The sequence below is a fragment of the Saccharopolyspora sp. NPDC002376 genome (assembly GCF_053593195.1).
Genome location: NZ_JBSFBZ010000084.1, coordinates 1 through 24,178, shown reverse-complemented (window position 1 = coordinate 24,178; position 24,178 = coordinate 1). Strand labels below are relative to the sequence as shown.

The 24,178-nt window shown below is 69.4% G+C and carries 28 protein-coding genes and 1 pseudogene; 14 read left to right on the top strand and 15 right to left on the bottom strand.

Annotation, left to right across the window (positions count from 1 at the left end):
- Positions 1-90, bottom strand: a pseudogene (locus ACWCO2_RS34235) (septum formation family protein); the annotation flags it as partial.
- 85 nt (positions 91-175) lie between these two features.
- Here ACWCO2_RS34235 and pyrE point away from each other — a divergent pair.
- Positions 176-724, top strand: coding sequence for an orotate phosphoribosyltransferase (pyrE, locus tag ACWCO2_RS34230; RefSeq protein ID WP_450131945.1), 549 nt, complete (start codon positions 176-178; stop codon positions 722-724).
- Between the two features lie 282 nt (positions 725-1,006).
- Complete coding sequence (locus ACWCO2_RS34225) at positions 1,007-1,651, top strand: TrmH family RNA methyltransferase (protein WP_450131944.1); 645 nt, start codon at positions 1,007-1,009, stop codon at positions 1,649-1,651.
- Here ACWCO2_RS34225 and ACWCO2_RS34220 read toward each other — a convergent pair whose 3' ends face one another.
- From ACWCO2_RS34220 to ACWCO2_RS34195, 6 genes are all read right to left on the bottom strand, one after another.
- Complete coding sequence (locus ACWCO2_RS34220) at positions 1,652-1,774, bottom strand: hypothetical protein (protein WP_450131943.1); 123 nt, start codon at positions 1,772-1,774, stop codon at positions 1,652-1,654.
- A gap of 138 nt (positions 1,775-1,912) precedes the next feature.
- Positions 1,913-2,599 carry a DedA family protein gene (locus tag ACWCO2_RS34215; protein WP_450131942.1) on the bottom strand — a complete coding sequence of 229 codons (687 nt, stop codon included), beginning with the start codon at positions 2,597-2,599 and terminating at the stop codon, positions 1,913-1,915.
- A 168-nt stretch (positions 2,600-2,767) separates the two neighbouring features.
- Positions 2,768-2,980, bottom strand: coding sequence for a hypothetical protein (locus tag ACWCO2_RS34210; protein ID WP_450131941.1), 213 nt, complete (start codon positions 2,978-2,980; stop codon positions 2,768-2,770).
- Positions 2,981-3,245: 265 nt separating this feature from the next.
- Positions 3,246-4,394 carry an N-acetylglucosamine-6-phosphate deacetylase gene (nagA, locus tag ACWCO2_RS34205; RefSeq protein WP_450131940.1) on the bottom strand — a complete coding sequence of 383 codons (1,149 nt, stop codon included), beginning with the start codon at positions 4,392-4,394 and terminating at the stop codon, positions 3,246-3,248.
- On the bottom strand, positions 4,391-5,302 hold the full coding sequence (locus tag ACWCO2_RS34200) for an ROK family protein (protein WP_450131939.1): 912 nt from the start codon (positions 5,300-5,302) through the stop codon (positions 4,391-4,393). The genes nagA and ACWCO2_RS34200 overlap by 4 nt, the downstream gene beginning before the upstream one ends.
- Positions 5,303-5,387: 85 nt before the next feature.
- Entirely contained in the window at positions 5,388-5,960 is a 573-nt protein-coding gene (locus ACWCO2_RS34195; RefSeq protein ID WP_450131938.1) for a SigE family RNA polymerase sigma factor, read from the bottom strand.
- A gap of 91 nt (positions 5,961-6,051) precedes the next feature.
- Between ACWCO2_RS34195 and ACWCO2_RS34190 the strand changes: the two genes are divergently transcribed.
- The 4 genes from ACWCO2_RS34190 to ACWCO2_RS34175 all read left to right on the top strand — a co-directional run bounded on the left by ACWCO2_RS34190 (position 6,052) and on the right by ACWCO2_RS34175 (position 9,638).
- Positions 6,052-6,330 carry a YciI family protein gene (locus ACWCO2_RS34190; RefSeq protein ID WP_450131937.1) on the top strand — a complete coding sequence of 93 codons (279 nt, stop codon included), beginning with the start codon at positions 6,052-6,054 and terminating at the stop codon, positions 6,328-6,330.
- Between the two features lie 211 nt (positions 6,331-6,541).
- Positions 6,542-7,576 (top strand): class II fructose-bisphosphate aldolase, encoded by a 1,035-nt coding sequence (gene fbaA / locus ACWCO2_RS34185; RefSeq protein WP_450131936.1) that lies wholly within the window; start codon positions 6,542-6,544, stop codon positions 7,574-7,576.
- Between the two features lie 173 nt (positions 7,577-7,749).
- Complete coding sequence (locus ACWCO2_RS34180) at positions 7,750-8,160, top strand: DUF3151 domain-containing protein (RefSeq protein WP_450131935.1); 411 nt, start codon at positions 7,750-7,752, stop codon at positions 8,158-8,160.
- Between the two features lie 380 nt (positions 8,161-8,540).
- Positions 8,541-9,638, top strand: coding sequence for an FUSC family protein (locus ACWCO2_RS34175; RefSeq protein WP_450131934.1), 1,098 nt, complete (start codon positions 8,541-8,543; stop codon positions 9,636-9,638).
- Here ACWCO2_RS34175 and ACWCO2_RS34170 read toward each other — a convergent pair whose 3' ends face one another.
- The 4 genes from ACWCO2_RS34170 to ACWCO2_RS34155 all read right to left on the bottom strand — a co-directional run bounded on the left by ACWCO2_RS34170 (position 9,639) and on the right by ACWCO2_RS34155 (position 11,885).
- Positions 9,639-9,896 carry a hypothetical protein gene (locus ACWCO2_RS34170; protein ID WP_450131933.1) on the bottom strand — a complete coding sequence of 86 codons (258 nt, stop codon included), beginning with the start codon at positions 9,894-9,896 and terminating at the stop codon, positions 9,639-9,641.
- Positions 9,897-9,908: 12 nt separating this feature from the next.
- Positions 9,909-10,223 carry a winged helix-turn-helix domain-containing protein gene (locus ACWCO2_RS34165; RefSeq protein ID WP_450131932.1) on the bottom strand — a complete coding sequence of 105 codons (315 nt, stop codon included), beginning with the start codon at positions 10,221-10,223 and terminating at the stop codon, positions 9,909-9,911.
- A 137-nt stretch (positions 10,224-10,360) separates the two neighbouring features.
- Positions 10,361-10,999 carry an HNH endonuclease family protein gene (locus ACWCO2_RS34160; protein WP_450131931.1) on the bottom strand — a complete coding sequence of 213 codons (639 nt, stop codon included), beginning with the start codon at positions 10,997-10,999 and terminating at the stop codon, positions 10,361-10,363.
- A 184-nt stretch (positions 11,000-11,183) separates the two neighbouring features.
- Positions 11,184-11,885: a hypothetical protein gene (locus ACWCO2_RS34155; protein ID WP_450131930.1), complete on the bottom strand. Its 702-nt coding sequence runs from the start codon at positions 11,883-11,885 to the stop codon at positions 11,184-11,186.
- A gap of 108 nt (positions 11,886-11,993) precedes the next feature.
- On the opposite strand from ACWCO2_RS34155, the gene ACWCO2_RS34150 reads away from it, so the two are divergent.
- Positions 11,994-13,280, top strand: coding sequence for an adenylosuccinate synthase (locus ACWCO2_RS34150; protein WP_450131929.1), 1,287 nt, complete (start codon positions 11,994-11,996; stop codon positions 13,278-13,280).
- 82 nt (positions 13,281-13,362) lie between these two features.
- Here ACWCO2_RS34150 and ACWCO2_RS34145 read toward each other — a convergent pair whose 3' ends face one another.
- Positions 13,363-14,976: a Na+/H+ antiporter gene (locus ACWCO2_RS34145; protein WP_450131928.1), complete on the bottom strand. Its 1,614-nt coding sequence runs from the start codon at positions 14,974-14,976 to the stop codon at positions 13,363-13,365.
- Positions 14,977-15,219: 243 nt separating this feature from the next.
- A complete protein-coding gene (locus ACWCO2_RS34140) occupies positions 15,220-16,323 on the bottom strand; it encodes a glycerophosphodiester phosphodiesterase (protein ID WP_450131948.1) in 1,104 nt (367 codons plus the stop codon).
- A 192-nt stretch (positions 16,324-16,515) separates the two neighbouring features.
- Here ACWCO2_RS34140 and purD point away from each other — a divergent pair, with 192 nt between their 5' ends.
- The 5 genes from purD to ACWCO2_RS34115 all read left to right on the top strand — a co-directional run bounded on the left by purD (position 16,516) and on the right by ACWCO2_RS34115 (position 20,946).
- A complete protein-coding gene (purD, locus tag ACWCO2_RS34135) occupies positions 16,516-17,778 on the top strand; it encodes a phosphoribosylamine--glycine ligase (protein ID WP_450131927.1) in 1,263 nt (420 codons plus the stop codon).
- Positions 17,779-17,921: 143 nt separating this feature from the next.
- Positions 17,922-18,221, top strand: coding sequence for a hypothetical protein (locus ACWCO2_RS34130; RefSeq protein ID WP_450131926.1), 300 nt, complete (start codon positions 17,922-17,924; stop codon positions 18,219-18,221).
- Positions 18,222-18,251: 30 nt separating this feature from the next.
- The gene (locus ACWCO2_RS34125; RefSeq protein WP_450131925.1) at positions 18,252-19,454 is read left to right on the top strand and encodes a transglycosylase SLT domain-containing protein; all 1,203 of its coding nucleotides are present in this window, start codon (positions 18,252-18,254) and stop codon (positions 19,452-19,454) included.
- 58 nt (positions 19,455-19,512) lie between these two features.
- Complete coding sequence (locus tag ACWCO2_RS34120) at positions 19,513-20,685, top strand: pyridoxal phosphate-dependent aminotransferase (RefSeq protein ID WP_450131924.1); 1,173 nt, start codon at positions 19,513-19,515, stop codon at positions 20,683-20,685.
- A gap of 96 nt (positions 20,686-20,781) precedes the next feature.
- Positions 20,782-20,946 carry a hypothetical protein gene (locus tag ACWCO2_RS34115; protein ID WP_450131923.1) on the top strand — a complete coding sequence of 55 codons (165 nt, stop codon included), beginning with the start codon at positions 20,782-20,784 and terminating at the stop codon, positions 20,944-20,946.
- Positions 20,947-21,001: 55 nt separating this feature from the next.
- On the opposite strand, the gene ACWCO2_RS34110 is transcribed toward ACWCO2_RS34115, so the two are convergent.
- Together ACWCO2_RS34110 and ACWCO2_RS34105 are read right to left on the bottom strand one after the other, a co-directional pair.
- The gene (locus ACWCO2_RS34110) at positions 21,002-21,598 is read right to left on the bottom strand and encodes an HAD family hydrolase (protein ID WP_450131947.1); all 597 of its coding nucleotides are present in this window, start codon (positions 21,596-21,598) and stop codon (positions 21,002-21,004) included.
- A 16-nt stretch (positions 21,599-21,614) separates the two neighbouring features.
- The gene (locus ACWCO2_RS34105) at positions 21,615-22,631 is read right to left on the bottom strand and encodes a threonine aldolase family protein (RefSeq protein ID WP_450131922.1); all 1,017 of its coding nucleotides are present in this window, start codon (positions 22,629-22,631) and stop codon (positions 21,615-21,617) included.
- Positions 22,632-22,799: 168 nt separating this feature from the next.
- Between ACWCO2_RS34105 and ACWCO2_RS34100 the strand changes: the two genes are divergently transcribed.
- Positions 22,800-23,315 carry a SigE family RNA polymerase sigma factor gene (locus ACWCO2_RS34100; RefSeq protein ID WP_450131946.1) on the top strand — a complete coding sequence of 172 codons (516 nt, stop codon included), beginning with the start codon at positions 22,800-22,802 and terminating at the stop codon, positions 23,313-23,315.
- Positions 23,316-23,329: 14 nt separating this feature from the next.
- Positions 23,330-23,971 carry a hypothetical protein gene (locus tag ACWCO2_RS34095; RefSeq protein ID WP_450131921.1) on the top strand — a complete coding sequence of 214 codons (642 nt, stop codon included), beginning with the start codon at positions 23,330-23,332 and terminating at the stop codon, positions 23,969-23,971.
- The last annotated feature ends 207 nt before the right edge of the window (positions 23,972-24,178 follow it).

Below are 24,178 nucleotides of genomic sequence, written 5' to 3'. Positions count from 1 at the left end.
ACTGCCCTTGATCGGGTAGAGCTTCCCGGACGGTCCAGGCTGCTGGAGACCGCAGTGCAGCGTCCGGTCGCCGTCGGCCCAGCCCTCCTCGCTCGCAGCAGTGTTGGAACACTGTTACGCACTCACGACCCCCGGAGCGGGAAGGGGCGCGGGTCGAGCCGTATGCTGAAAACTCGTGGTCACAGTGGATGAACAGCAGCGCTCCGAGCTCGCCCGCCTGATTGAGGAAATCGCCGTCGTGCACGGCAAGGTGACGTTGGCTTCGGGCAAGGAAGCCGACTACTACGTCGACCTCCGGCGCGCGACGCTGCACCACCAGGCGGCGCCGCTGATCGGTCGGCTGCTGCGCCAGCTCACCGCCGATTGGGACTACGTCGCCGTCGGCGGCCTGACCCTCGGCGCCGACCCGGTCGCGACCGCCATGATGCACGCCGAAGGCGCCCCGCTGGACTCCTTCGTGGTCCGCAAGAACACCAAGGCGCACGGCATGCAGCGGCTCATCGAGGGCCCGGATGTCGTCGGCCGCCGGGTGCTGGCCGTCGAGGACACCTCCACCACCGGTGGCAGCGTGCTGACCGCCGTCGAGGCGCTGCGCGAGGTCGGTGCCGAGATCGTCGGCGTGGCCACCGTCGTGGACCGCGACACCGGCGCGCGGGAGAAGATCGAGGCGGCCGGGCTGCCGTACCGATCGCTGCTGGGGCTGTCCGACCTCGGGTTGGCGTGAGCGGCCCTGCGCCAACCAAAGTCCCGCTCGGTGCCAACCCGAGTCCTGCTCAACCGCACCTCAGGGGACCGTGACGCAACCCGGCCACAAGAAGCCGCGAAACGCAAGGTCCCTCCCGAACGCGACCACCACTGTGAATCGCGGAGAGGCGGAACTGTGCCAACCCCAGTACTGCTCAACCGCACCTCAGGAGACCGTGACGCAACCCAGCCACAAGAAACCGCGAAACGAAAGATCGCTCCCGAACACAACTACCACTGTGAATCGCGGAGAGGCGGAACTGTGAGCGAGGACATCGGCCCCACCGAGTGGGGCAGCACGGTCGGCGTCGGCCCCTGGGAGGGCCCCTGGCCGACCGATGAGCGCTTCGACCCGGAGCTGCTGGAACACGGCGACCGCCGCAACGTGGTCGACCACTACCGCTACTGGCGGCGCGAAGCGATCGTGGCCGATCTGGACCTGCGGCGGCACGACTTCCACGTGGCCATCGAAAACTTCCAGCACGACCACAACATCGGCACCGTGGTGCGCACCGCCAACGCCTTCGCGGCGAAGGCGGTGCACATCGTGGGCCGCCGGCGGTGGAACCGGCGCGGCGCGATGGTCACCGACCGCTACCAGCACATCCACCACCACCCGGAGCTGGACTCGCTGCGCGCCTACGCGGCCGAGCACGACCTCGCGGTGGTGGGCGTGGACAACACTGCCGGAGCGGTGCCGATCGAACGCACGACGCTGCCGCGCCGCTGCGTGCTGCTGTTCGGGCAGGAAGGCCCCGGCCTGCGCGAGGACTCCCGCCGCGACGCCGACCTGGTGGTCTCCATCGCGCAGTACGGCTCGACGCGTTCGATCAACGCAGGCGTCGCGGCCGGCGTCGTGATGCACACCTGGATCCAGCAGCACGCCGATCCAGCCGCCGCTTGGTGATCAGCTGCGAGGGGCCAGCCATTCCTGGAGTTCGATCAGGTTTCCGGCGGGGTCCTTCAGATGCGCGACCCGTATCCGGTCGGTCATCGGGGCAGGGCCGCTGATCAACTCCGCGCCGTCCATCGGCGTGCGTCCTGGGAAGTCGATAGGACACCGGAATGCTGCCACGGGCCCCGGAGGTGCAGAAGCGCTTTTCGCCGATCCCGGAAAAGCAGAAACGCGCGAACTCCGGGTTTCGGAGCTCGCGCGTTCCTCGTGGGGTCAGTTCGCCTCGCGGGCCTTCTCGCGGCGGCCCTTCACGTACTCGATGACGATCGGGATGATCGAGATCAGCACGATCAGGATCGCCATCGCCTCGAGGTTGTCGCGGATCCACGAGATGTTGCCGAGGAAGAAGCCCAGCAGCGTCATGCTCACGATCCAGGCGATGCCGCCGATCGCGGAGTAGCCGAAGAACTTCTTCTGGTCCATCTGCGCGATGCCTGCGACCGCGGTGATGAAGGTGCGCACGATCGGCACGAACCGGGCCAGGATGATCGCTCGGGCGCCGTAGCGATCGAAGAACTCGTGGGTCTTGTCCACGTGCTCGCGCTTGAACAGCTTCGAGTCGGGCTTGTTGAACATCGCTGGACCGACCTTGCGGCCGATCCAGTAACCGGTCACGTTGCCCACGAAGGCGCACACCGCCAGCAGGACGCAGACCAGCCAGATCGGGGTGTTGATCACACCGGCCGCGACGAACAGGCCGGTGACGAAGAGCAGGGAGTCGCCCGGCAGGAAGAAGCCGACGAGCAGGCCGCATTCGGCGAAGATGATCAGGCACACGCCGATCAGGGCGAATGGGCCGAGGGACTGGACGATGTGCTCGGGGTTCAGCCAGTCCGGCAGCAGGGCCAGCGCGGTTGTGTTCGCGGCGGCGTTGACAATCGCGGGCAGTTCGGTCGTCACGGTCGCCAACGGTACCGCGACCCCGTGAGGGCCAGTGCGCGGGAGAGTGACCCGCCGTGACGAGGCACGCCTGGCATCACCCGATCGGTGAGAATATGCACTCTTCGTCGGAGAACGATCAGGACGAAACGCCCGAAATGCTGAGTTGGCCAGGGGTTTGGGGCCAGGTCACCAGAACGGGTTGATGACGGTCATGACCCCGGCCAGCGCGCCGGTCGCCAGGCCCAGGATCACCGCGAACACCAGCACGCCGACCACCGGCAGGCGCTTGCGTGCGGGCGGCGGCGCCGGCTGCGGAGGCGGCGGGGTCATGCCGGGACTGCCCCCGGCTTGGGCGCGCAGCGCCGCGGACAACAGGTGCTCGGGATCAGGCGACGTCACGCCCCGAGCCTAACCAGTCCCCCACCTGCTGTCCGGACCTGCGCGACGCCCGCAAGTTCAATGGAAATTGGACATCCAATTTCCATTGAACTTGCGGGCAGTTGTCCACAGGCGCCGACGTGTCCGGCACCGACACGCTGAGGAACCACAGTTTCAATTGAAACTGTAAACCCCCGGAACCGGGCCGAGTCGAGCCCAGCAGGGCCCGTCGAGCCCTGTGGGGTCCCGATCCGAACCCCACAGGGGCCCAGCCGATCCCTGTGGGTCAGCGGGGGTCGACGGTCCAGGTGCCGTTCTTGAGGACTCCGGTGAGGTGGAGGTCCGGGTTCAGGACGACCAGGTCGGCCGCCAGACCAGGGCGGATCGCTCCGATCTGGTCGTCGAGGCCGAGGAGTTGTGCGGGCTTGGTCGATGCCGCCGCCACCGCTGCCGGGACGCTCTGACCGCCGGACTCGACGAGGTTGCGGAACGCCACGTCCATGGTCAGCGTGCTGCCCGCCAGCGAACCGTCCGCCAGCCGCGCCTCGCCGTCGGTCACCGTCACCGGGACCTTGCCCAGCTCGTAGGTGCCGTCGCCGGCGTCGGTGGCGCTGATCGCGTCGGTGACCAGCACCGTTCGGCCGGTGCCCGCGTGCGAGGCGGCGAGCTGCACGATCGCCGGGTGCAGGTGCACCAGGTCGCAGATCAGCTCGACGGTGACCCGCTCGTCCTCCAGCAGGACCCCGATCGGGCCGGGCTCGCGGTGGTGCAGCGGGCGCATCGCGTTGAACAGGTGCGTCGCCACCGTCGCCCCGGCCTCCACCGCGGGGACGACCTGCGACAGCACCGCGTCGGTGTGCCCGACCGCGGCGATCACCCCGTGGTCGACCAGCTGGCGGACGGCCTCGACGCCGTTCGGCAGCTCCGGCGCCAGGGTGACCATCCGGACCGTCCCGCGCCCCGCGTCGAGCACCTGCTGCACGGCGGAGGCCTCCGGGGCCCGGAGGATCGCCGGGTCGTGCGCGCCGCAGCGCGCCGAGGACAGGAACGGGCCCTCCAGGTGGATGCCCGCCAGCTCGCCGTCCACCACCAGGTCGCTGAGCGCGCTGATCTGCTTGGTCAGGTCCGGCAGCGGCGCCGACACCAGGCTTGCCATCATCGTGGTGGTGCCGTGCCTGCGGTGCGCGGCGATCGCGGCCCGCGCCTGGTCGACCTCAATGCTGGTGAACGAGCCGCCGCCACCGCCGTGGCAGTGGATGTCCACGAAACCGGGCACCAGCCACTGCCCGCGCAGATCCACGACCTGCCCCTCGGGCGTCGGACCGGTGCCGACCGCGGCGATCTTCCCGCCGGACACCCGGACCCAGCCCCGGTCCAGCACTCCGTCCGGGGTGACGACCTGCCCGCTGGCGAGGATCAGCTCGGGAGCGTTCACTTTGTTCTCAACCCTTCCGTCGCCAGCAGGGCCGCCCCGAGGCAGCCCGCGGTGTCGCCGAGTTCGGCCAGTTCCAGGTGCGGGCGGCGGTGGTAGGCCGCCAGCATCGCGTCGAGCCGCTCCCGCAGCGGCTCGGTGAGCAGGTCCCCGGCCTGCGCGAACCCGCCGCCGAGCACGATGCATTCGGGCGCGGCGACCGTCACCAGCACCAGCAGGCCCTTGGCGAGCGCGTCGACCGCTTCCGCCCACACAGCTTGCGCGTCCGGGTCGCCCGCGCGCACGGCCGAAGCCACTTCGGCGCTGGTGCGCTCCACGCCGGTGCGCGCCAGGTAGCGGCGGGCCACGGCCGCCGAGGAGGCCAGCGCCTCGACGCAGCCGGTGCGCCCGCAGCCGCAAGGTTCGCCATGGCCGATGTCGACGTGCCCGATCTCGCCCGCGAACCCGCCGCCGGCGTAGAGCTGCCCGTCGAACAGCAGCGCCGCGGCGATGCCGGTGCCGATCGGCAGCACCGCCACGTCGCGCATGCCGCGAGCGGCGCCCAGGCGCGCCTCGGCGAGCCCGCCCGCGCGCACGTCGTGGCCCAAGCTGACCGGCAGGTCGATGCGCTCGGCGAGCATGTCGCGCAACGGGGCGTCGCTCCAGCCGAGGTTCGCCGAGTACACGCCGATGCCGCGGGCCTCGTCGACCGCGCCCGGCACCACCACGCCGACCGCGTCGACCTGCGCATCCACGCGCAGCTCGGCCACCAGTTCAGCCACGGCGGTCACCACCAGTTGGGCGGTGTCCTCGCCACGAGGGGTTGGACGGCGCAGCCAGCGCAGCGGTTCGGCTCGGTCGGGGCCGACGGCGACCAGCGCGGCCTTCATCTCGGTTCCGCCGACGTCGACGGCGATGGCTTGTGCGGTCACCCGACGATCCTCCGCCACCGAACACCTATTGGTCTACACCAAACAGGTGTGTTGTTCGTTGGAGGTTTTCGCGGACTTCCCGGGCTCAACCGCCGATCAGCTTCTGCAGGGCGTCCAGCGCGCGGCTCGCGGTGGACTTCACGGTGCCCCTCGAAACCCCGGTGGCCTCGGCGATCTCAGCCTCGGACAGGTTGCCGTAGTAGCGCAGCACCAGGACCTCCCGCTGCCTCCGCGGCAGTTTGCCGAGCGAGGCCACCACCGCCTGGTGCTCGGCGGTCAGCATCGCCAGCGACTCCGCGGAACGGGCGTCGGCCTGGTGCGGCGGCTGGTACTCGCGGGCCGTCTTGCGGCGGCGCAGCACCGAACGGCTGCCGTTGACCACCGCGGTCCGCAAGTAGCCGATCGCCGCCCTGGCATCGCGCAGCCCCGACCAGTTGCGGTACAGCCCGGTGAACGCCTCCTGCACGACGTCCTCGGCCGTCGCCGGATCGTCGACTAGCAGGATGGCCAACCGCACCATCCGCATGCGTTGCTGTTTGTAGAGGTCTTCCAGGGTCAACGGGGGGCCGGAGACGTCGATCGCCGCGCTGTCCAGAGTGCGCAGGTGACCGAGGGTCTGCTCGACGCTCCGTTCGGCTCCGCGTGAATCACCGGCCATGATCGAACAAGTTACCGGTTGTCCCCCGGTCGGTGTGCTGCGGCCGGGTAGCGTCCGCATCGATCGCGTTCGGAAACAGGAGGTTTCGGATATGGCGAAGTTCGTGGTCGGTCTCGTCTACGGCGAGGACGAGGAGCACCGCCTGCAGGTCCGCCCGGCGCACCGCGAGTACAGCCGCGGCCTGGCCGAGCGCGGAGTGCTGCTCGCCGGAGGTCCTTTCGCCGACGGCAAGGGCGCGCAGCTCGTCTACGAGGCGGCCGACGTCGACGAGCTGCAGGCTATCCTCGACGCTGACCCGTACACCGAGGCCGGGGTGATCGCCAAGACCACCATCCGGGAGTGGGACGTGGTCGTCGGCGCTTGGCTGTAGTGCGGCGAAACCCCAGCGTGTGAGGATGTACACAGGATTCGTACCGTTCTGAATCCTGTCACCGACTTTCCAAAACGCCCTCGACTCGGGCACTGTGACGCCGAAAGTGTGGCTCCGAGCCGACAGGGTCCGCCGCCAGCGGGCCGCGGCTCGTAAGATGCTGCGCAACTCCCCGTCACCAAGACCAAACTCCATGCGAGGAGGAAGACCGATGCCCATCGCGACCCCCGAGGTCTACGCGGAGATGCTGGACCGGGCGAAGACAGGTGAATTCGCCTACCCGGCCATCAACGTGACCTCGTCGGAGACGCTCAACGCGGCGCTGCGCGGGTTCGCGGAGGCCGAGAGCGACGGCATCATCCAGGTCTCGACCGGTGGCGCCGAGTTCGCTTCCGGCACCAAGGTCAAGGACATGGTCACCGGTGCCACCGCGCTGGCCGAGTACGCGCACGTCGTCGCGGCGAAGTACCCGGTGAACATCGCGCTGCACACCGACCACTGCCCGAAGGACAAGCTGGACGGCTTCGTCCGCCCGCTGATCCAGATCAGCCAGGAGCGCGTCGACCGCGGCGAGAACCCGCTGTTCCAGTCGCACATGTGGGACGGCTCGGCGATCGACCTCGACGAGAACCTGGAGATCGCCAAGGAGCTGCTGGCCGCCTCGGTCAAGGCCAAGATCATCCTGGAGCTCGAGGTCGGCGTCGTCGGCGGCGAGGAGGACGGCGTCGCCAACGACATCAACGAGAAGCTCTACACCGCGCCCGGCGACTACGAGAAGACCGTGGACGCCCTCGGCAGCGGCGAGAACGGCCGCTACCTGCTGGCCGCGACCTTCGGCAACGTGCACGGCGTCTACAAGCCGGGCAACGTCAAGCTGCGTCCGGAGATCCTTAAGCAGGGTCAGGAGGTGGCCTCGCAGAAGCTGGGTCTGGCGGCCGGTTCCAAGCCGTTCGACCTGGTCTTCCACGGCGGCTCGGGCTCGCTGCTGGAGGAGATCCACGAGGCGGTCTCCTACGGCGTGGTGAAGATGAACATCGACACCGACACCCAGTACGCCTTCACCCGTCCGATCGCGGACCACATGTTCAAGAACTACGACGGCGTGCTGAAGATCGACGGCGAGGTCGGCAACAAGAAGACCTACGACCCGCGCAGCTACCTCAAGGTGGCGGAGCAGGCCATGGCGGCCCGCGTCGCCCACGCCTGCGAAAACCTCAAGTCCGCAGGCCGCATGCTCGCAGGCTGACCCAGGTCACCCTAGGTGGTGGTCAATTTCTCGCGAAATTGACCACCCCGGCCAGCCCCTCGCCCGACCGCCACCCCCAAGGTGGCGCTTCGCGCCGCGGTCATTGGACCTGTACGACGGCCCGTTCGCCTGGTGGCGGACGGGCCGTCGTCATACCTGACAGGATTGGGGCCATGACGAGGAACTTGTTGGAACCGCCGGAGACCTTGCTGCCGGAGAACTCGGCCGCGCACGCCGAACTCAGCGCCGGCACCGACCCGACCGTGGTCGCCGCGCACCACCCGAGCTTCAGCGCCGCTTGGGCCGCGCTCGCCGAGGGCGCGCTGGAATCCGGGCAGAACATCGCTGCTTACGCCTACGCGCGCACCGGGTACCACCGTGGACTGGACGCGCTGCGGAAGGCGGGCTGGAAGGGCTTCGGGCCGGTGCCGTGGCGGCACGAGCCGAACCAGGGCGTGCTGCGGTCCGTCGGGGCGTTGGCGAAGGCGGCCCAGTCGATCGGCGAGGACGAGGAGTTCGACCGCTGCCGCAAGCTGCTCGAGGACAGCGACCCGGCCTCCCTCGACGCCCTCGGCCTGGCCTGATTCAGCCCGAAGCGTGACGTCGTGCCGCAATTTCCATTGAAATCGAACGTCCGATTTCATTGAGGTTTTTCCAGGCTCGTTTTGCGTGGCGGTGCGGGTGGCGGAACCTCAGACGCCGCCTGGCTGCGGGATCCCGTTTTTATGTATGGCCAATACACGGCAAACGGGCTGTCCTCGCCAGGCGGCCTCTGAGAACCCGCGGCGGTGCAAGTTGCGGGGGTGGGCTATGCGCCTGCGGCGCATGCGACCTTCGTCGCGCGGTGTCTGTCGTGCTTCGCGGTCACCAGCCGGACAGGATGAAAAAGGATCAATGGAAATTGCGGATCGCGGGTGAGGATCACTGCCGTTAGCGCTCGGATCGCGGGGCGATCTGACACACAATGTCCAGTGTGCATCGACTGCGCGAAGAACTGATCCGCCGACTGCGCCGCCTGCTGCGCACCAGCGTGCCCATCGTGCAGTGCGCCGTCGCCGCCGGGCTCGCTTGGTTCCTGGCCACGAACGTGTTCGGGCACGCCACCCCGTTCTTCGCGCCGGTCGCGGCGATCATCTCGCTCGGCGTCTCGCTGGGTCAGCGGATGCGGCGCGCGCTGGAGCTGGTCGTCGGCGTGTGCATCGGGATCGGCGTCGGCGACGTGCTGATCTCGTTCATCGGCACCGGCACGTGGCAGATCGCGCTCGTCGTCGCGCTGGCCATGAGCACCGCCGTGCTGCTGGACAGCGGTGTGGTGATCGTGCTGCAGGCGGCGTCGTCATCGGTGCTGGTGGCGACGCTGCTGCCGCCTGCGACCGCGGGCGGTCTGACCCGCATGGTCGACGCGGCGATCGGCGGCCTGGTCGGGTTCGTGGTCGCGTCGTTGCTGCCCGCCAACCCCCTCGCGGTGGCCCACCGCAACGGACGGCTGGTGCTCGGCGCGCTGGCAGACGCGTTGCGCGGTGTCGGCTGGGCGGTGGCGCGGCAGGACCCCGATGTGGCCAGCGACGTGCTCGCGAAGGCCCGCAAGAGCCAGAAGCACGTCGAGGAGTTCCGCACTGCGCTGGAGGCCGGTCAGGAAATCGCCAAGTTCGCGCCGATCCGGTGGCGGCGGCGCGGCGACCTCGAGCGCTACGACACCGCGGCCACGCCCATAGACCGAGCGCTGCGCAACACCCGTGTGCTCGCGCGGCGAGCGCTGGCCGCGTTGCGCGACGGCGAGCCCGTGCCGCGCCCGCTTCCGGGCTTGCTGGAGGAATTGGCGGGCGCAGTCGTGCTGCTGCGAGACGAGTTGGCCAACGGCGTCGATCCGCTGCAGACCCGCGAAGCGGCGCGTTCGGTGGCGAAGAAGTCCACAGTGGAACTGCTGGGGGAGGGCGACTTCTCGATGCAGGTGGTCGTCATGCAGGTCCGCTCGATCGCGGTCGACCTGCTGCAGGCGACCGGGCTCAGCCGCACCGAAGCCATCGCCGCCCTACCGCCCCTGTACCCAGACGGCGAGTGATCAGGGCCGGTTCAGGACCGCGGCCAGGGCGTTGTGCAAAGCCTCGTGGTCGCGCGGGTCGTGCAGCTGGCAGTCCGCCGCGGAGAGCCGGTACCACTCGTCGGCCCCGGCGTAGCGGATCCACACCTCGACCGCGCCGTCAGCGCAGGTGGTGGCCAGCTCCAGATCCCCGGTGATGACACCGACCTCGTCGGTCATCACCCCGCCCGGCGGTGCGGCGATGGACGAGCGCAGTTCGGCTCCGGTGTCCTCGGGCATCGGCCCTCCTCGTCACGACCTCTTGGTGGTGTCGATGATCGCCTCGAGCGCCGCGAGGTGCGACTCGTAGGCGCGGCGTCCGACGGGCGTGATCTCCAGCCAGGTGCGCGGGCGGCCGTTGACGGAACCCTTGCGCACCGCGACGTACCCGGTCCGTTCCAGCTTGGTGATGTGCTTGGACAGGCAGGAGTCGCTGATCTCGACGGTGTCGCGCACGTGCCGGAACTCCGGTCCGTCGATCGCGACCAGCTCCGCAAGGATCGAGAGCCGGACCGGGGAGTTGATCAGGTAGTCCAGCCCGTGCCGGGGATGCTCGCCCCGCTTCACCCGGGCCGGCCTTCGGTCGCGCAGATCTCGATCTTGGTCATGACCGCAATCTCGCAACCGCGTTCCGCCCGTGTCAAGCGAAAGTGGGGCAGACGAACGGCGCCCGCCGACGAGCGGACACCGTTCGCAGCGACGGATCAGCAGCCGTCGAGGACCTTCTGCAGGGCCGACTTCTCCGCGTCGGTGACGGTCAGCTCGTACTTCTTCTTGGTGCCGACCCACATCGAGGCGTACTTGCAGTGGTAGTCGGCCAGCGGCGGCATCCACTTGTCCGGCGTCTGGTCGCCCTTGGCCTGGTTGACGTTGTCGGTGACCGCGATCAGCTGCGGGCCGTCCAGGTCGTTGGCGAAGGCCTGGCGCTGGTCCTGCGTCCACTGCGCCGCGCCGGAGCGCCACGCGGCGGCCAGCGGCACGATGTGGTCGATGTCCAAATCGGACGGTTGAGTCCAGGTCGCGCCGTCGTACGGGCTGTACCAGGAGCCGGAGGTCGGGTAGCAGTCCGAGCCGACCTGCACGTCCTCGCCGTCCCGCTTGAGCACCGATTCGCGGGTGTTGCAGTTGTCCGGGCCGTTGATCCAGTGCGGGAACTTGTCCCGGCTGTAGCCGTCCATCGAGCCCTCCGGCGCGACCTTGAGCTCACCGAGCTCGGCCTTGGCCGTCGCCGGGTCCGGGATCCCCGGCGGTTCGGCGCTGGCCGGTGCGGCCAGGCCGAGGCCCAGGGCTGCCGCGAGCGGCAGGGCGGTCAGGGTCGCGCGCAACGATCGGTGGCCTGTCATGGCTTCCTCCGCGTGGGCGTCTCGCCGTTGTCGGTGTTCGACCATTGCCCACGCAGGTGGACGGATCAATGCCAGTGCGTGGCCAACTGGTGACTTGGCGTGAAATCGCCACCGATCGTGGCATCTTCTGGTGAATTTCGCACCGACCACACCGATCGCCTGGCACGACAGGGTGATTCACGGTTCAGCGCGCGAAGCGGAGGTCCTCGGTGTGCCGGTACCAGACCCACTTCTCCGCCGGGCGCGGATGTTTCATGCCGTCGTGCACCACCGTCGCCGAGAGGAACGACGCTTGCACCGCGCGACCCCGGGTGACCTCGCTGCGGCGGCGGAACAGGCCGCGGCGAACCGTGGTGACCAGCAGTCCGTCCATCGCCGGGTCGAGCATCGCGTTCATCGGGTCCGGGGTGGACTCCGGCAGCGGGGTGGCCTCCGGATCGGGTGAAATCGTGATGCTCAGCGCATTTCCGTCGAGCACCCGGTTGTCATCGCAGTACACCTGGCCAGTGATCGGCTCGATGGTCCCGGCGCCGAGCAGCACGCCGCCCGAGTCGTCGCGGATCAGCGCCGACGGGCGGGGTTCGGCGGTCAGCGCGCGCTCGAAGTCGCCGGCCTGCAGTCCCCACAGCCGCGCCGCCGGGGAGTCGGCGACCGGCACGTAGCCCACCACCAGGTCGGACAGCCGGTTCTTGCGGAGCAGGCGCAGCACCACCGAGGCGAAATCGGCGTCGGTGCCGTGCACGACCAGGCGTTCCGTGGTCTCGGCGAGCAGCGGATCCAGGTCCTGGCGGGTCGGTGTGACCGGCAGGTCGAACCATCGCACTCCGTCACCGGACGGACGCGCTGCGCGGTCAACGTTTCCGCAGGACAATGCGGTGGTACTCACGTTTCGCTCCTGGTTTACCCTGATCGACCGGCATACCCCGTGGTGGGAACGGGCGAAGCGTGCGGTCACGCTGGCGACCACCCCGCCCAGTCCAGGTTGGAGTTTCACATGCCGGCGATCGTGCTGATCGGCGCCCAGTGGGGCGACGAGGGCAAGGGTAAGGCGACCGACCTGCTCGGCGAGCAGGCGCAGTGGGTCGTCCGCTACCAGGGCGGCAACAACGCGGGTCACACCGTTGTGCTGCCCGACGGGCAGGACTTCGCCCTGCACCTCATCCCGTCGGGGATCCTGACCCCCGGAGTGACCAATGTGATCGGCAACGGTGTCGTCGTCGACCCCGGCGTGCTGCTCGAAGAGCTGGCCGGGCTGGAGGAGCGCGGCGTGGACACCTCGCGGCTGCTGATCTCCGCCGACGCGCACCTGATCATGCCGTACCACGTGGCCATCGACCGGGTCACCGAGCGGTACCTCGGCAAGAAGCAGATCGGCACCACCGGTCGCGGCATCGGCCCCTGCTACCAGGACAAGATCGCCCGCGTCGGGGTCCGCGCGCAGGACCTGCTGGACGAGAAGATCCTGCGGCAGAAGGTCGAGGCCGCCCTCGACTTGAAGAACCAGATCCTGGTCAAGGTCTACAACCGCCGGGCGATGGACGTCGACGAGGTCGTGGACACCGTGCTGTCCCAGGGTGAGAAGTTCGCCCACCGGATCGCCGACACCAAGCTGCTGATCAACCAGGCGCTGGAGCGCGACGAGACGGTGCTGCTGGAGGGCTCGCAGGGCACCCTGCTCGACGTCGACCACGGCACCTACCCGTTCGTGACCTCGTCGAACCCGACCTCCGGCGGCGCTTGCGCCGGGTCCGGCATCGGGCCGACGAAGATCGGCGCCGTGATCGGTATCCTGAAGGCCTACACCACCCGTGTCGGCGCTGGTCCGTTCCCGACCGAGCTCACCGACGAGGCCGGTGAGAACCTGCGCAAGCAGGGCGGCGAGTTCGGCGTCACCACCGGTCGCTCGCGGCGCACCGGCTGGTTCGACGCGGTGATCGCGCGCTACGCGACCCGCACCAACGGCATCACCGACTACTTCCTGACCAAGCTGGACGTGCTGTCCGGGCTCGAGACCATCCCGGTCTGCGTGGCCTACGACGTCGACGGCGAGCGGGTCACCGAGATGCCGATGACGCAGACCGGCGTGCACCACGCGGTCCCGGTGTACGAGGAGATGCCGGGCTGGTGGGAGGACATCAGCGGCGCTCGGACCTTCGAGGACCTGCCCGCCAACGCCCAGGCCTACATCAAGCGCATCGAGGAGCTCTCGGGCTCCCGCGTCTCGGCCGTCGGCGTCGGCCCGGGCCGCGACCAGACGATCGTCCGCCACACGATGGCCTGACGATCAGCCGCTCTTTCGGCTGAAAAGGGGGATCCCGGACCACGGGATCCCCCCTTTCGCGTCTCCGAAGAAGTTGACCGCCTCAGCGGTTGCGCCAGGAGCTGTCCAGGGCTGCTTCTTGGAGGTCTAGTTCTCGGAGCACTCGGCGGAGAACTTCGTCGTCGAGATTGCCCGCGTCCCGTTCGTCGGCCATCGCTGAGCGCTGGACCTCGATGAGGTCGCGGCGCAGGTCGGAGAAGCCCCGGCTCGTGGTGTCCTCGCGCTCGTCCGGGGTTCGGCCGACCTGTTCGGCCGCGGCCATGCCCTGGTGCTCCACCAAGGCTTTCATTCGGATGATCATCCGGTCGTAGCGCTCCGGGTCGGTGTTCAGGTCCGCCGGGGTGAGCTGGTCCAGGTAGAGCAAGGCGGCGTTGGTCGCCGTCACCCGGGCTTCCGCCTCGGCGTGGTCGTCGCGGGCCGCCTCGTCCGGGTCGATGACGTCGAGCTTGCGGATCAGCCAGGGCAGCGTGGTGCCCTGCACCAGGATGGTGGCGACCGTGATCACCGACGCGATGAACTGGATCATGTCCCGTGCCGGGAACGGCTCGCCGGTGCTGGTGGTGAACGGGATCGCGCCCGCCGCGGCGAGGGTGACCACGCCGCGCATCCCCGCCCACGACAGCACCGCCGTGCGCCGCCACCGGCCGCCGGGCCGTTTACCGGGCGAGAGCAGGTGCGACAGGCCGGGCAGGTAGTTGGAGCTGAACATCCACAGCACCCGGAAGCCGATCGTCGCGGCGAAGATCACCATCGTGGCCAGCAGCAGCGAGCTGATGTCGCGCCCGGAGGCGATCAGCCCGTCGACCACGGTCTTCAACTGCAGCCCGATGTAGGCGAACACCAGGCTCTCGAGCAGCAGGTTGATCGAGGCCCAGACTGTGTGCTCCTGCAGGCGACCGGCGGCGCGGGCGCGCGGCTGGTTGTGGCCGACGTAGAGCCCGGCGGTGATCACCGCGAGCACGCCGGAGCCGTACAGCTCTTCAGCCGTGAGGTAGGCGAGGAACGGCACCAGCACGCCCAGGACCGTCGCCACCTGCACGTCCGGGATACGGGTCCGCGCGGCCTGCGCGAGCACGCCGAACACCAGCCCCAACCCGACGCCGAACACCACGGCCAGCACGAACACCAGCACGCCGTGCGCGAGCGTGGGAGTCGTGCCGACGACGGCGACGATCGCCATCCGGTAGATCGTCAGCGCGGCGGCGTCGTTGATCAGGCTCTCGCCGCCGAGGATCGTCATGACAGCGCGCGGCAGCTTCAGCTGGCGGCCGATCGAAGCGGCGGTCACCGCGTCCGGCGGGGCGATCACCGCGCCGAGCACGATCGCCGAGGCCAGCGGCAGCTCGGGGATCAGGACGAAGGCCAGCCAGCCGATCAGGAACGACGTGGCGATCACCTGCAGCACGCCGTGGTGCACGATCTTGCGGATCTGGGCCCGGAAGTTCGTGTAGGAGCTCTCCAGCGCCGCGGCGTAGAGCAGCGGTGGGAGCACGACGGTGAGCAGCAGCTCCGGGTTGATGTTCAGCTGGGTCGGCACTGGGATCAACGACACCAGCAGGCCGACCAGCACGAGCAGCAGCGGAGCTGCGATCTCGCGACTGCGGGCCAGGGCGGTGACGAGCAGCGCGCCGATCAGCACGAGGAGCAGTTGGACCACCCGGCGACACCTCCGTCCATCATGGACAGGTTAGGCAGTCGATCCCCCCGGCGGCTCGTCGTTCCGATCCTGATCACAGTGCCTACCCCGTCCAGGTGATGCGCGAGCCGTCGGGAACCACAGTTTCAATTGAAACTGTGATCCGTCGTGGGTGGGATTTGCAGTTTCAATTGAAACTGTGAATTCGCGGAACCGGAACGGCCTGCCCATCCGGGTGATGAGCAGGCCGTTGTGGAGTTCGGGTCAGCGACCGGCGAAGTCGTTGCGGGCCGTGACCGCGATGTCCGGGTGGTCGGAGAAGATCCCGTCGATGCCGGTGTTGAACAGCGCCTGGAGGAAGCCGAAGACGTCTCCGAAGGCCGTCGGGTTGTCGGAGGACTGGAAGTCCTTCGGCAGGAACTTGTTCTCCGCTCGCACGGTGTAGGGCACGACCTCGAGGCCGGCCGCGTGCGCGTCGGCCACCACCGACGTCGGCTCGCCCAGGTAGCCGCCGTCCTTGACCGGCAGGACGACCTTGGTGTCCGGCCCGATCACGTCGGCGTACTGGGCGATCTCCCGCAGCCCCTCCGGCTTGACCAGGTCCGCGTAGGTGCGCGGGTCACCGGACTCGACGAAGTCCTGCGGCTTGCCGCTGTTGCTGATCAGCTGCACCAGGTCGACCTTCAGCGACTTGTTCAGCTCCTTGAGGTTGCTCACCTCGAAGGACTGCACCGCGACCTTGGCGTCCGGCAGGTTCAGACCGTTGCGGGTCAGCGCCTCGACCACACCGGGCTCCACCGGCAGGCCGATCCCGGCGAAGTAGCTCGGGTGCTTGGTCTCCGGGGCGACGCCGATGTCCCGGTGCAGTTCGCGGGACAGCCGGGCGCGCAGGTCCAGGACCTCCTGGAACGTCGGCACCTCGTAGCGGCCGTCGTAGATGGTGTTGTTCGGCCGCACGTCCGGGATGCGCTCCTTGGCGCGCAGCGTCTTGAGCTCGGCCAGCGTGAAGTCCTCGGTGAACCAGCCGGTCAGCGACGTGCCGTCGATGACCTTGGTGGTCTTGCGGTCGGCGAACTCGGGGTGGTCGGCGACGTCGGTGGTGCCGCCGATCTCGTTCTCGTGCCGCGCGACCAGCACGCCGTCCTTGGTCGGCACCAGGTCCGGCTCGATGTAGTCCGCGCCCATCCGGGCGGCCAGCTCGTAGGAGGCCAGCGTGTGCTCCGGCCGGTAGCCGGAGGCGCCCCGGTGGCCGAACACCGACACCTGCTCGGTGTCGGCAGGTCGGTTCGGTGCGGCGATGGCCGGTGCCGAGATCAGCCCGAGCGCCGCTGCGCCCGCGACGGACAGCGCCGTCAGGCGTACCCGAATCGTCAATTTGCCCTCCCGTGTCCCGCAGCGTTGATCAACGCTGCACACTCGGGCAAAACACTGACCGCCGCAATCGACCATTCGAGCAAGCCGGTGCGACATCGGGTCGACCGCCAGGTGAACGCCGGGGTGGGCCGGTCGTAGGCGGGGGCCGCGCAGGCGTGGCCTGCCGCACGCTCTACGCTGCGGTTCGTGCGAATCCTCGTGATCGGTGGTGGCGGCCGGGAGCACGCGATCGCCCTGGCGCTGTCCCGCGATCCCTCAGTCACGGCGCTGGCCTGCGCGCCCGGCAACGCCGGTACCGCTGCGCTGGCCGAGAACTACGGCGTCGACGTCGCCAAGCCCGACGAGGTGGTCGAGCTGGCCACCAAGTGGCAGGCCGACCTGGTCGTCTTCGGTCCGGAAACCCCGCTGGTCGCGGGCGCGTCCGATGCGGTCCGCGCGGCGGGCATCGCCTGCTTCGGCCCGTCCAAGGCGGCGGCCCGCATCGAGGGCTCGAAGGCCTTCGCCAAGGACGTCATGGTCGCCGCCGGCGTGCCGACCGCGCACAGCGAGGTGGTGGACAACCCCGCCAAGCTGGACGCCGCGCTGGCCCACTTCGGGCCGACCTGGGTGGTCAAGGACGACGGTCTGGCCGCGGGCAAGGGCGTGCTGGTGACCAGCGACTTCGACGCGGCCCGGGCGCACGCGCTCAAGCTGCTCGACGGCGGTCACCCGGTGCTGCTGGAGTCGTTCCTGGCCGGACCCGAGGCCTCGCTGTTCTGCCTGGTCGACGGCACCACGGTCGTTCCGCTGCTGCCCGCGCAGGACTTCAAGCGCGTCGGCGACGGCGACGCGGGCCCGAACACCGGCGGCATGGGCGCCTACGCGCCGCTGCCGTGGGCGCCGGAGGGCCTGGTCGACGACGTCGTGCGTGACATCGTGCAGCCGACCGTGGACGAGCTCGCGCGCCGCGGCACCCCGTTCTCCGGGCTGCTCTACGCCGGTCTCGCGCTGACCTCCAGCGGTCCGCAGGTGATCGAGTTCAACTGCCGCTTCGGCGACCCGGAGACCCAGGCGGTGCTGTCTCTGCTGAACACGCCGCTGGCCGCGCTGTTCAACGCGGTGGCGACCGGCACGCTCGCCGAGCAGCCGCCGCTGGAGTGGGAGTCCGGTTCGGCGGTGACCATCGTGATCGCCGCGGAGGGCTACCCGGGTCGGCCTCGCGTGGACGACGTGATCCAGGGCAGCGACGCGCAGGGCGTGCTGCACTCCGGCACCCGGCGTCGCGAGGACGGTGCTGTGCTCTCGACCGGTGGCCGCGTGCTGTCCGTGGTCGCCACCGGTGAGGACCTGGCGGCGGCTCGCGAGGCGGCGTACCAGCGGGTCGACGGCGTGCACCTGCCCGGTTCGCACTACCGCACCGACATCGCGCTTCGCGCCGTGCAGGGCGAAATCGCCGTTCCGACCGTCTGATCGGGATATTCGGGACAAAACCGCCCGGTGGCGACGGGAAATCCCGCCACCGGGCGGTTTTTTCTGGTGTTCTGAACCCACAGGGGGAACCGGGCCCGCCGTCCCCGCCGTCGAATCGAGCGGGCTGAGCACGAGGAGGGGTCGTGGCGAAGGCGGGCTACAACTTGGCGGCGCTGGAGGACTGCCGCGCGGAGCTGGACGGCAAGGCCGGTCCGGTCGGCGCGGTCGGCGACGGCTTCGAGGGGCAGCACGTCGATGCTGCGATCTTCGGGAAGCTCGACGCGGCTGGTGATTTCACCAGTGCGATCACCGAGCTGGACACCACGGGCAAGCAGCAGTTCGACGCTGCCGAGCAGCTGCTGCGCAGTGCCAGCGGCGCGCTCGACGCGGTGCGCAGCACCATGGACGACATCGATCAGGCCAACGCCGACTCGTTCCGCTGATCTGGGGTTCTGATGGGGATTTCAGGAGAAGTGGCGAGCAAGCCCGGTGGTGGCCAGCTCGCCGAACAGCTGCGCAAGATCGAGGACAGCAAGCCGGACGACATCCGCGCGATCGGTGCTCGCTGGCGCGATGCGGCCTCGAAGGCCGATGATCACGGCAACGAGCTGGGCAAGACCGTGAACGGTCTCGACGGCGCGTGGGAGGGCGGTTCCGCGGACGCCTTCGTCGGCTACATGGGCAAGATCAACGGCGGCTTCGGCAAGGCTCATGAGGCGTTGCGGAGCTCGGCCGACGTGCTGGACCAAGCCGCCGAGGCGGTGCAGGCCGCGAAGGACGAGGTCAACGCGATCGGCGAGCGGGCGCTGGCCGACGCGCGGCGCGCCGAGAAGACCTACGAGCAGGAAGTAGCGGACGCCGAGGACGACGACGAGGCCAAGGACGAGGCGGCGAAGCGGCGCGACGACGCCATCACGAAGGCGATGCAGGAGCACGCCGGGGAAGCCGAGGGCAAGATCGCCGAGGCGAACTCGAAGCTCAGCGCCGCGCTGGGGAAGCTGCGCAGCGCTGCCGGCGGGCTCAACGACGTGTTCTCCTCGCTGCCGAAGGCCGGGGAGCAGCCGTTCACGCCCGGGCCGGGGCGGAAGGTCGACTGGGGCATGACGGAGCCCGCGGCGACCAACCAGCAGTCCACGACACCCGGCGGCGAGCAGCCCGGATCGCCTGGTGGGACTGGTGGTTCCGGTTCCGGCGGCACCGGTGGCTCTGGCGGCTCCGGAGGCTCCGGAGGCGGAGGTGGCGGCGAATCCGGTGGATCCGGCGGGGGTGGAGGCGGTGGCCTCGGGCCGAGCGGAGGTCCGCCCGCGGGTCCGCCGCCCGGGAACGTGCAGGAGTGGATCAAGGAAGCGATCAAGATCCTGCAGGCCAACGGCATCCCGGTCACCGAGGACAACATCGACGAGATCTGGACGATCATCCAGAAGGAGTCCGGCGGCAACCCGCACGCGATCAACGACTGGGACTCCAACGCGGCCAAGGGAACCCCGTCGAAGGGCCTGATGCAGTGCATCGACCCGACCTTCCAGTCCTACAAGCTGGCGGGCCACGACGACATCTGGAACCCGGTGGACAACATCATCGCGGGCGTCCGCTACACCTTCTCCCGCTACGGCGGTTTCGAAGGCCACCCCGGCCTGAAGTCGATGGCGCAGGGCGGCGGGTACCAGGGCTACTGACGCGGTTCACCGAAGCCGAACCCGAATGAAGGCTCGCCGATCTGGCAGGCTGGCGAGCATGGTGACGACGGACGCGCTCGCCGCAGCCCAACGCGCGAACATCCCTCCGTTCCAGGTGATGGAGGTGCTGACCGCCGCTGCGGCGCGGCAGCGCACCCACGGTGACGTCATCTCGCTGGCCGCAGGCCAGCCGTCGACCCCGGCGCCGGAAGCGGTCCGCGAAGCCGCCGCGGCGGCGCTCACCGCCGATCCGCTCGGCTACACCGAGCAGGTCGGCCTGCTCGCGCTGCGCGAAGCCATCGTCGAGCACTACGACCGGTCGTACGGGCTGCAGGTGCAGGCCGACGACGTCGTCGTGACCACCGGCGCGTCCGGGGCGTTCCTGCTCGCGTTCCTCGCTGCGTTCGACGCCGGGGACCGGGTTGCGCTGGCCCGGCCGGGATATCCGGCGTACCGGAACATCCTGTCCGCGCTGGGCTGCGAGGTCGTGGAGCTGCCGTGCGACGAGACGACCCGATTCCAGCCGACCGTCGCGATGCTGGAGGAGCTCGACGAGCCGGTGCGCGGGCTGATCGTGGCCAGTCCCGCGAACCCGACCGGCACCGTGCTCTCCGACGCTGAGCTGGCCGAACTCGCTTCTTGGTGCGATGCCAACGGCGTGCAGCTGATCAGCGACGAGATCTACCACGGGCTCAGCTACGGCGACCCGCTGCACTCGGCGTGGGAGACCTCCGGCGAGGCGGTCGTGGTGAACTCCTTCTCCAAGTACTGGTCGATGACCGGCTGGCGGCTGGGCTGGATGCTGGTGCCGCCGCGGTTGCGCCGCGCGGTCGACGCCCTGACCGGCAACTTCACCCTCTGCCCGCCCGCGCTGTCCCAGCATGCCGCGGTTGCGGCCTTCTCCGCTTCCGCCTACGACGAGGCCGCCGGGCATGTCGAGAGCTACCGGAAGAACCGGGAGCTGCTGCTGAACGGCCTCGCCTCGCTCGGCATCACGAAGGTGGCCCCTGCCGACGGCGCGTTCTACGCCTGGGCCGACATCGGCCACCTCACCGACGACACGTCCGCGTTCTGCCGTCGTCTGCTCGACGAGACCGGGGTGGCGGTGGTGCCGGGCGCGGACTTCGACCCGGAGCTGGGCAACCGCTACGTGCGCATGTCCTTCGCGGGCAGCGCGGACGACATCGCGGAAGCCGTCGAGCGCCTGAAGTCCTGGTTGGCGCGACCCTGAGTTTTCCCTGGTATCCGCGTCAGGTGGGGCTAATCGGGCGCGGCATCTGGCAGTCTTGGGGTGACGGGTTGCCGCGGTCGAGCTGAGGTGCTTGCGATGTTGTGGAAGGTGATCGGCGGACTGCTGGTCCTGTGGCTGGTGATCTCGGTCGCGGGAGTGGTCATCAAGGGCCTCTTCTGGCTCGCGGTGATCGGCGGTGTCCTCTTCGTCGCCACCGCCGCCCTCGGCTGGGCCCGGGACCGCAAGCAGATCAAGCAGTAACCACAGGTGAAGGGCACCGTTGCGAAGGTGCCCTTCACCTCGAGGTTCCGCCTCGTCAGGTGAGGAGTTCCCGGGACTGCAGGAGAGTTCGGGCCGCGGTTGGGCCGGACCAGAGTTCGGCTGATAGGCCCGCTTCGCGGGCGCCTTCGATGTTTTCCTGGCGGTCGTCGAAGAACAGGCAGTCTTCTGGTTGGGCGTCGATGGTTTCCAGCAGCGAGCGGTAGATGCGGGCGTCTGGTTTCGCCAGCTTGAGGTCGCCGGAGAAGACCAGGTGCTTGAACCGGCGAGCCCAGTCCGCGTGTTCTGCTGCGCGGCCGAAGGACGATGGTGCGTTGGAGAGCAGGGCCAGCGTGACGCCTCGTCGGTGCAGGTCTTCTAGCAGGTGCACCGTTTCCGGGTCGGTTTCCAGCCAGCCTGCGACGTCGGCTCGGGTCAGACGCGAGGACAGGGCGGCGTCCACCTCGCGGTCGAGCCGGGAGCCCACCGCCTGCCAGTAGTCCAGGTCTGGGCAGCCCCGGTCGTAGGCCTTGCGCTCGGCGAAGTACGCCGCCTCGAACTCCTCGGGATCCGTGCCGTACATCGTTGCGAGCTCGGGCAGCGCCGCTGTTCGGCGGCTGATCACCTCGCCGTAGTCGAAGACGACCCAGCGCACCACGGGCACCTCCTGGTCAGATCCGGGCTTCGTCGATCCGGTGCAGCGCTTCCTTGATATCGGCCGCGGTGACGTCGCGATGCGTGACGAAGCGGATCTGGCCGCTCATCGACACCGCGTGCACCCCGACAGCCGACAAGCGTTCCAGGGACAGGGCCACGTCCGGCACCGCCGCGAGCACGATGTTGGTCTGCGGCGTGGTGACCGACCAGCCGTGCTCGGCCAAGCCCTCGGCGAGCAGCCGGGCGTTGTCGTGGTCGGCGGACAGCGCGCCGATGCGGTCCAGCGCGACGAGCCCAGCCGCGGCCAGCACACCGCCTTGCCGAACGCCGCCGCCGAGCATCCGCCGAACCCGTCGGGCCTCGCTGATGAAGTCCTCGCCACCTGCGATGACGGACCCCACCGGCGCGCCGAGACCCTTGCTCAGGCAGGTCTGCACGCTGTCCACGCCGACGGTCAGCGCGGCGGGCGGCAGGCCGAGAGCGACCGCAGCGTTCCAGATCCGGGCCCCGTCGAGGTGGATGCGCAGACCCTTTTCGCGGGCCGCGGCCGCCAGCTGCGCGTGCTCGTGCGGCGGAGTCACCGCGCCACCAGCGCTGTTGTGCGTGTTCTCCAAGCACAGCAACGTCGTACGCAGGGTGTCGTAGCCGGAATCGCCGTGCCCGCGCACGGTTTCCGGGGTCGGCCGCCCCGGCCCGGCGTTCCACTCCAGCGGCTGCGGCATGCCGCCGGCCAGCCAGGCTGCCGAGCCGAACTCGTAGGCGAGCACATGCGAACCGTGCGGCGCGAGGAACCGGTCGCCGCGCTGCAGGTGCAGCATCAGCGAGATCAGGTTGCCCATCGAACCGCTGGGCACCCACAGGGCGGCGGTGGCGCCGAGCAGTTTGGCGACGCGTTCCTCCAGGGCACGCATCGTGGGGTCGTGGTCGAGCACGTCGTCGCCGACTTCAGCGGCCGCCATGGCCGCGGACATCTGCTCGTCGGGACGCGTGACTGTGTCGGAGCGGAGGTCGATCGGGGCCAGGTTGGTCACGAACAGATCACATCACATCAACCCGGGGTGAGGGAAACAGCCCGGCGCGGTCCGCTGGGTGGACTGCGGTATCAATCACTGGGGTGGATTGCCCGGTCGCCGCGTGCAACGGTTGAAGCCGGGCATCCCGTCCTAGACGTGCAAGCACTGACGAGCGGAGAGTTCCGCGTGGACCAGCGCGAGGAGCAGGAGTTCGCGGAGTACTTCGCGGCTCGGCGGGAGGCGGTGCGTCGGATGGCGTACATGATGTGCGGTGATTGGCACCGCGCGGACGACCTCGCCCAGACCGCGTTCATCTCCCTGCACCGGCACTGGCGGAAGGTGCGCGACAAGGGCGCGCTGGACGCCTACGTGCGCCGGACGCTGACGCGGGCGGTGATCGACGAGTCCCGGCGCCCGTGGCGGCGGGAGCGGGCTGCGGAGGTGCTGCCGGATCGCCCGGCGGACAACCCGGACGTGGACGACTCGGTGGCGACCAAGCAAACCCTGCTCGCCGCGTTGCAGAAGGTGCCGCCCAAGCAACGCGCGGTGCTGGTGCTGCGGTTCCTGGAGGGGCTGGACGTCGCGGGCGTCGCAGCGGTGATGCGGTGCAGCGAAGGCAATGTGAAGAGCCAGAGCGCTCGGGGTCTCGCGGCGTTGCGCGAGGTGCTCGGCGATGAGCTCGGCGATCTGCGGTCGGCGTGAGGAGGTGCGGGTAAGTGGACGAGAGCAAGCTTGAACAGCTGTTTCGCGATTCGGTGCAGTCCGTTCCTCCGGCGTCGTTCGACGAGCACGACGTGGCTCGGGCGTCGCGGCGGATCACGGCTCGGCGCCGGATGATGGCTGTCGGCGGAACGGTGGTGGCCGCCGGAGTGCTCGCGGGCGGTGTCGCCCTGGTCGTGCCGTCGGGGAAGGAGACCGTCACCAGCCAAGCGCAGCCCGAGGTCGCGCCCTCGCCGCGCAGCGACGACGGGCCCGAAGTCATGTCCACCCGCGGTGGACGCTGCGGTCCTGACGCGCAGCTGGCCGCGGCGGTGACCAAGGAACTCCCGGAAGCCGCGGCGACGGCCCCGGTAGCCGCGCCGAGCTGCCCGTCCGGCGCGAAGGTGGCGTCCTTCGTGCTGCACGAGGGTCCGGCGGCGGGCAACGTGACGGTGATCGTGAGCCCGGTCGGCACGGTGCCGCCGGACCAAGCAGCCCCGGGCGACACCCGACGCCCCGACGGCTCCGAGCAGTCGGTCCGCCAAGCGCGCAGCGGCAAGCTGGTCATCGCCCGCAGCAACCCGAATCAGGACTCCCCGGCAGCGCCTTACGGCGCCCGCCTCCCCGAAATCGCCGGAGCCGTGGCCACCCAGTTCTGACCCACCGACTCAACGCCGGGGCGAGCGCCAACCGCGCTGCCCCGGCATTCGCGCGCCTGGCGAGCTCCAGCCGCGCCGCCCTTACGTCCGCGCGCCTGGGAGGGCTGCCAGTTTTGCCTAATACTGCAACGGCAGTTCGATTGGTTCGTTGTGGATCATGGTTGTTGTGGTGGTTGATGTTGCTGTTGGGGAGTTGGATGGGTTGTG